We start from the raw sequence: 7094 nt of genomic DNA, 5'->3' as shown, positions 1-7094 counted from the left end.
CGATCAACATCCCAAATATAAAGTTGCTGATTGATTCGACGAAAATGATATTGCTTTCTCAACTTAAATGTTTAATAATGATTTTAAATATAAACGAATTATAACATAAAAAGCCTCAATTTTGAGGCTTTTTATGTTATAATTTTATTTTGGTAAATGCGGTGGGCGCATTTTGTATTGATTCTGTTTCAAACTCATTAAAAAGGATTCTAATGCATCTAATTCGGAAGTTGTTAAATTAAGTTTTTTCACCAAATCAGATGTTTTAGGAAATAATGAATCATTTTTCTGTTTTTCATTTGGTTGAAAATGAAACATTCCAGCATTGTACATATTTAAGACACCACGAATAGTTGGAAATAATCCATTGTGCATATAAGGTGCATTTTGAGGAACTTCACGCAAAGAAGGTGTTTTAAATTCACCAACATTTTTTGCTAATTTAGTTGTATTGTATAAACCTAAATCTTCGTATTCTCGTCCATAATACGTTAATCCAATATTATGGAATTTATTATCCGAAAAATAAGCCGAATTGTGACAGTTGATACATCTTGCTTTTGTACGGAAAAGATGTAAACCTTCGATTTCTTGATCTGTTAATTCATCTGATTTTCCAGCAATAAATTTATCAAAACGATTTTTTGGAGCTAAAATTGTTCGTTCAAAAGTAGCAATTGCTTTCGTTATGCGATCATTTGATACGTTTTCGTCTCCAAAAGCTTGTTTGAACAAATCTTTGTAACCAGCAATTTGAGCAATTCTTTTTGTTGCAAAATCGATGTGATGATTCATTTCTTTTTTATCACGAATTGGGAATTCAGCTTGTTCTTCCAACGTTTTTGCTCGACCATCCCAGAACATTACTTTAGCATAAGCCACATTCATTAAACTTGGTGAATTACGTGCACCCAATTGACGGTCTTCTCCATAAGGAACACGTCGACCATCACCCCAATTTAATTCAGGATCATGGCAATTTGCACAAGAAATTTGATTAGAATTGGATAAACGAGGATCAAAAAATAACGTTTTCCCTAATTCAGCTTTTTCTTTTGTATATGGATTATCTTTGGGAAAAGGAACTTCTCCTAATGTTCCAATATCCTCAAATCCATCATTCAAAACACTTTCGTCAACAGTTGGAGTAGGCCATTTAGACTGATCTCCACTACTATACAATGCTCGTAAATCGGTAATTGTATAACCTTGGTCGATTATTTTATTACTGTTAAATGCATAAAATAGAGTAGTAGCTCCAATTGCAAATAATGGAAGCATTTTTTTCATAATCATTTTAATAATTTAATTGAATTCCGAAGTTCATCCAATAGGTATTGTCTGTATTAATTCGGGTAAAATTACTTTTATTTGTTGCAAATATACCTTTTAACTGTGTATATAGCTCGATTGTCTTATTATTTTTAATCGGTAAAATGAAGCGTATAGAGGTGGATGCATCAAGATGATCTGTCGTATTGTAAGCATAATCATAAGAAGCTACATTGTTATAAAATGTATCTTCATTAATACCTGTCATTTTCGTATAATCAAAATAGGAATCAAGTAGCGCATAATAATTAAAAGCTAAACCTATATTTATTTTTGATTTATTATTCAACATAACATCTTTATTCCCATAAACACCAACATCCAACGATTTAATTTTCATGGTATAAATTGCTAATGCATCGTAATATTTATTTTGATTATAACTTGATTTGAAACCAATGAAATAATTCATTTTTGATTGATCACGATTCGCCAAATTAACATCTAAATTCGCATTTTGTAAACGATTTTGATAGTTCATTCCACCAATTGAAACATCATAATTTTCACCATCTTTTCTCGAGAAATCTAAACGAGCATTCATTGTATTGTTATCAAACGTTGTCATGAAATTGGCATAAGCTAATTGCTCATTGATATCCCAAACGTAAATAAAGAATTTATCTTCCTTCGTTTTGCTATCATACATACGTTGTTGATTTTCTTGGTAATTATAACCTAAAATCAGACGTGTATTGTCAGAACTAAATTGATAACCACCACCAATTTTTGAACTAATATTTCGAGTAAAATATTGATAAAGTGATTTTTCATTATCAATTTTATTTCTCAACGGGTTATTAATCACACGACCATATCCTGCCATATAACGTAAATAGGTTTCTGGATAAGCTTCAACATCCAAATTTCTATTTTTATAAACGATACTAAAATCTTTGTCTTTTCGCCCATAAGCTCCTAAAACAAAAAGTTGATGACCGTCCATAATTTCGTAAGCAGCCTGAATTTCACCGACTAATTGATTGTTTTTAATTTCAGGTCGAGGATCTAATTTACGAGCCATTTTATTGACATTTAATTCAGCTTTTGCAGCTAATGTCATTTTTCCGAAATTTTTAGAAACTCCTCCACGAATCAAATAGCGCTGATTATCCCAATCAGCAGCACGTGGCACGTAAAAATACTGTGGCGATAATACTTGTTGTTCATCTGTACGTTGGTCAGAAAGATTCCATCCAAGATTTTTTTCTGTAAACTTTTCAAGGTTTATCGTTCCAAAAATTTTAAAATCATTTTCAGTTGTGTATAAACCTTCGCTTAGAAAACCATAACGATTTGTTTCTTCTGCTGTTTGTTTACGAGCAAATTGATTGTTTTTATGATTGAAATAAATTCCGGTATGTGTATAATCTTTTATTGGTAAAGAATGCGTTGCAATAGGCAATTCCCAATTCAAATCTTTGATAAATTGCTCTGCTTCGTTAGAAGTCACTTTTATCGAATCATTTTCTTGCGCGAACAATTGACTTGCAAAAAATAAACAAGTAAAAGAAGCGATTCTCAAAAATTTATTGTCGTATGTTGTTAAATCAATTGATTTCATGTTCTATATTTCTATTGCGCAAAAATTTTCGGTTCAGCTTTAATATTCACAAAATCGTTTGTAGAATTATTGGTATCCTTCAAGATAATACGACCATTTATTGTTTTCTGTGTTTTACGAATAATAGATGTTGATGAATAAGGTCCTGCTGTTAAATATGAATATCCTGCATCTTGTTTATTTTGTAATTTTTTCGGAACCAATTTACTTCCCATATCTTGAGTGGTTTCTACGCCATCCACAATCTTTTCATTCGGTAATTGAAGATATTCGTATGAAGTCTTATTATTTGGATTTTTCACCTTTCCAAACCCATTAATTTCTTCGTTAGAAGCTCTAAATAAGATAAATGCTTGACGACCTAAATTGTCTAAAATTAAATCTCTACCTGAAACCCACCACACAATATCCATATCAGGAACAGCAGGATTTTGAATATCATACGAATATTGAGAGCCTAAATATTCTGTCATATTCACTTCAAAATCAGCATTGGATAAATCGACTGTTAATTCTGGTTTTAGAATCTCGATTAATTTACCATTGGCATCATAATAATTTCCTTTGTGATTAATTGCTGTTTGTGCAATTGTGATACTTTCACCTGGCTGAACAGCATAAGTTGTACCATCCCCAGGAATACGAATCGCGTGAGATACATACACAAAATCGGTATTTGCACTTGCACCTACTTTATTTCCTTCGCCTTTCGACCAATCTAACTGACCGTTGGGTTGAGAATAAGGTTGATTTTCTACCGTATTAGCACCAAATAATTGACCAAATATTAACCCATCTGCATAAAGAACTTCACTCGAATTGTTATAAATCTCAATAAATTGATCTCTAAACATTGCACCTTCTTTGATGTGCGAACCACCGTAATAAATTTGTTTCAAGATTAATCCACCAATTGTTTTCGTAGAAGTTAACTCGATTTCTAAAGATACATTTGATGAGTTAATGGTAATATTTTGTGCAGCACCACTAAACTCAACATTATCTTCTGAATCTGTAGGATAACCAAATAAATCCTCGAATTGAGCTGGAGTAATAGAAAAACTCACATTTGCTGAATATATTCCTGGTGTTAAATTAGGAAAAATAGCTTCACCATTATCATTCGTTAAAGCTTCATACGTAATGCCAGTTTGTGTATTTTTCAGAACTGTTTTGGCATGAATAGGTTTTTTGGTATGATCAAAATCAGCATCAAATTTTACATACGTTGTAAAATTAATTGTTTGAACAGCATTTGCTCCAAAATCATCATCAGAACAAGAATTGAATAATAATGTTGTTACAAACGGAGTGAATAGTATTAATTTTTTAAACATAGTAATCTTTTTAAATGGTTTAGAATTAGAACGTGTACTCAATTTTACCTCCTAATGAAAATTTAGCAATATTAGATTCTCTTCTTTCTCCAGAATCGTTGATATAAGTAGGTTTCAGACCAAAAACATTGGTTGTATAAACCGAAACTTTAAATCCATTCAAGAAATCTTTCGAAATGCGTAAATGGAAATTGTGCAATGATTTTTGTAATTCACCTAACGTTTTTTGAGGTGCTTTGATCAAATGCCCATACAAATCTATATTTGCTTGGTCTTCGACTGGTATTTCATGAAAAACAGAATTTCCATCCAAATAACCTATTGGATTTCTATTGTTGAATTTATCGTGATTCTGAATAAATATATGTTCTGTTCGAAGTGATAAAATTAATCCCACATTTTTTAGATGATAATTAAAATTAGTTCCAAACATTAATTGTTCATCGTTTGATTTCGGATTATAATACACACCATATTTCTCTTTTGCTAAAACATTTGTAGAAGCGTCGTACGTATAAACAGGTTTATTGTTCGTGGTTTTTGTATAAGATCCATTTACAGATATATCTAAATTAAGCGGTCGAATGCGATTAAAATTCATAAACATTTCGATTCCTTTATCTGTAGATTCTAAATTATTTTCTAAAGTTGAATATTCAATTTGATAAGCTTCCTTTCCAACAACAGAGTAGGATGGAGTAGAAGAGGACGTATCAACCGCAATTTTAGAACCTTCTAAAGTTGTAATTTGAGCAAAAGACGAAATACCATCTTTCAATTGATTGTAATATCCCGTAACGTTTAACGATCCAAAAGGTAAATTAAGATCAAAACCAATTTCCGAATTATAGGATTTACTTGGTTTTAAGTTTAGATTATTTCCTTCTAAAAGGAACGTTTCAATCCAACCGTATTGTTTATTGTTGATATAATATATTCCGTCACCTAAAAGTCGATCATAAATACGATCACCTGTAAAAAGTTGATTTAAAGAAGGTGCTTTAGACGAAATTCCATATCCACCACGAACTCTTAACACTTTATTGAAAGCGTATGAAGTATTTACACGCGGTTGATACGAATTATAACCATATTGGTTGTCGTATCTAAAACCTAAATCTAATTTGAAAACATTGTCATTGTTTCCATATTTCACAATTCTATCTTCTGCATAAACAGATAATTGCCATTGCGTTTTGGTATTTTTGAAATTATAATCTCGGTAACCTAAACTACCTTTAGCACCGCTTAAAGTGAAAAAATTAGGTGTTGAATTTTCGTCTGTATATGTTCCACGACCTTTGTTTTCACTAGATCGGGAAGATAGTCCAACAGAAAAAGTATGATTCCATTTGTTTTTAGATTCATAATTTTTCACACCTTCTACATTCAGAAAAGTAGACATTGGAATTCCTTCTACATTTTTGACTAACGTATATTGATTAGGTAAAAAGATAGCTTCAGAAATACCGTTTACAGTAGAAGTCGTCACAGCTGCAGTTGCAACATTTACCCAACGTTCTTCTTTAGAATTTTGCTTTTCGTAATTAATGTTTGCATCAACATTTAAAGCATCAATCCATTCTTTTTTCAAATTCCATTTCAAATTATTTGATAATCGAATAGAGAACTTATCATTTTTTATTTTAGGATCCGAAATATCATCCGGATCATATTTTATTTTATCAGTGTTAATCGCAAAATTTCCATCTAACGTATTAACCAATGTATTTGTTTTGTTAGATGATTTCCAAGCAGCGCTAGTCGATATACGATTATATGACTTCAAATTATCGCGCACATCTGCATTAGAAGACAAATAATTGCCTGATATACTAAAGAAGTTTCTGTCATTTATCTTGAAACCCTTCGAAATATTATATTCAGTTGTTGCATCTAACATCGAAACCGAAGCGCGTAGGGGAGCTTGCCCAACTTTTGAATTGATGATAATTAATCCTGATGTTAAGTCACCATATTTGGCAGGAGCAATCCCTTGAATAATTTTAACTTCATCAATATTTGCAGTTGTTATTTGGCGCAAATCTACACCATAACTTGGATTATTAAAATCGTTGAAATTCCCATTAGAAACTGAAGAAAAAGATTGCATATTTTCGTTATTCGAAACTGGAATATCATTGACAACGATGGAAGTACCAAACGCTTTATTCTGAAAATAATCTTTTCTGTCATTAATAGTCGATGTACTTGAGATACCAGATAAACCTAAATTATTATTTGAACTGGCAGTTCTAAATACAATATTCTTAAACTCATTGTTGTTAAAATCTAATGTTACTTGTCCTGGTAATTGTTGCAAAACCTCGTTTAATGAAAAAGCCTGTACATTTTCGATTGCTTCTTTTCCAAGTGTAATTTCAGAATATTCTTTTTTCTTTTTAGGTGAAATATCAACTTGCTCTAATCGGAGTGTTTGATTATAAAGAACGATGGATACATTAGTTTCATCAGAATTAACAATGATTTCTTGCGTTTCTTTCCCTTTTTGCGAAAAAGATAAATTAGTATTCTCATTCGATAATTGGATTGTAAAAAAACCATTCGAATTTGTTTGAGTCCATCTTTTAGTTTGCGGATCCTGAACTTGAACATTTGATAAATTGTTTCCATTTTCATCTGTTACAGTTCCTGATAAAATCCGTTGAGCATTTACAAAACCGAATGTTCCTAATAGAGAGAGCGCTAATAAACCTTTTTTCATTTCGAAGAAATTGAAATACAAATTTATTTTAAATTAATCTAAATAGCAATAGAACTTAAGTCATATTTTAATAAAAAGAAAAATATTGATTCATTAATAAAACAATAATGACTTTATTTAAAATAACCGTGATTCA

The 7094-nt window shown here is 30.9% G+C and carries 4 protein-coding genes; all 4 read right to left on the bottom strand.

Annotated features, from left to right (window positions below; translation table 11 throughout):
• Positions 1-144: 144 nt before the first annotated feature.
• Genes Q0616_RS05605 through Q0616_RS05590 form a run of 4 tightly spaced genes read right to left on the bottom strand, consistent with a single transcriptional unit; the run spans position 145 to position 6958 of the window.
• Positions 145-1281: a cytochrome c peroxidase gene (locus Q0616_RS05605; RefSeq protein WP_260393794.1), complete on the bottom strand. Its 1137-nt coding sequence runs from the start codon at positions 1279-1281 to the stop codon at positions 145-147.
• A 16-nt stretch (positions 1282-1297) separates the two neighbouring features.
• The gene (locus Q0616_RS05600; RefSeq protein WP_286496687.1) at positions 1298-2896 is read right to left on the bottom strand and encodes a DUF6850 family outer membrane beta-barrel protein; all 1599 of its coding nucleotides are present in this window, start codon (positions 2894-2896) and stop codon (positions 1298-1300) included.
• A gap of 11 nt (positions 2897-2907) precedes the next feature.
• Positions 2908-4233 (bottom strand): DUF4876 domain-containing protein, encoded by a 1326-nt coding sequence (locus Q0616_RS05595; protein WP_284583661.1) that lies wholly within the window; start codon positions 4231-4233, stop codon positions 2908-2910.
• 25 nt (positions 4234-4258) lie between these two features.
• Positions 4259-6958, bottom strand: a complete 2700-nt coding sequence (locus Q0616_RS05590; protein WP_298775689.1) for a TonB-dependent receptor — start codon at positions 6956-6958, stop codon at positions 4259-4261.
• Between the last annotated feature and the right edge of the window lie 136 nt (positions 6959-7094).

The organism is uncultured Empedobacter sp. (assembly GCF_937930195.1).
GTDB classification, from domain to species: domain Bacteria; phylum Bacteroidota; class Bacteroidia; order Flavobacteriales; family Weeksellaceae; genus Empedobacter; species Empedobacter stercoris.
This window is presented reverse-complemented; position numbering and strand designations above follow the sequence as displayed.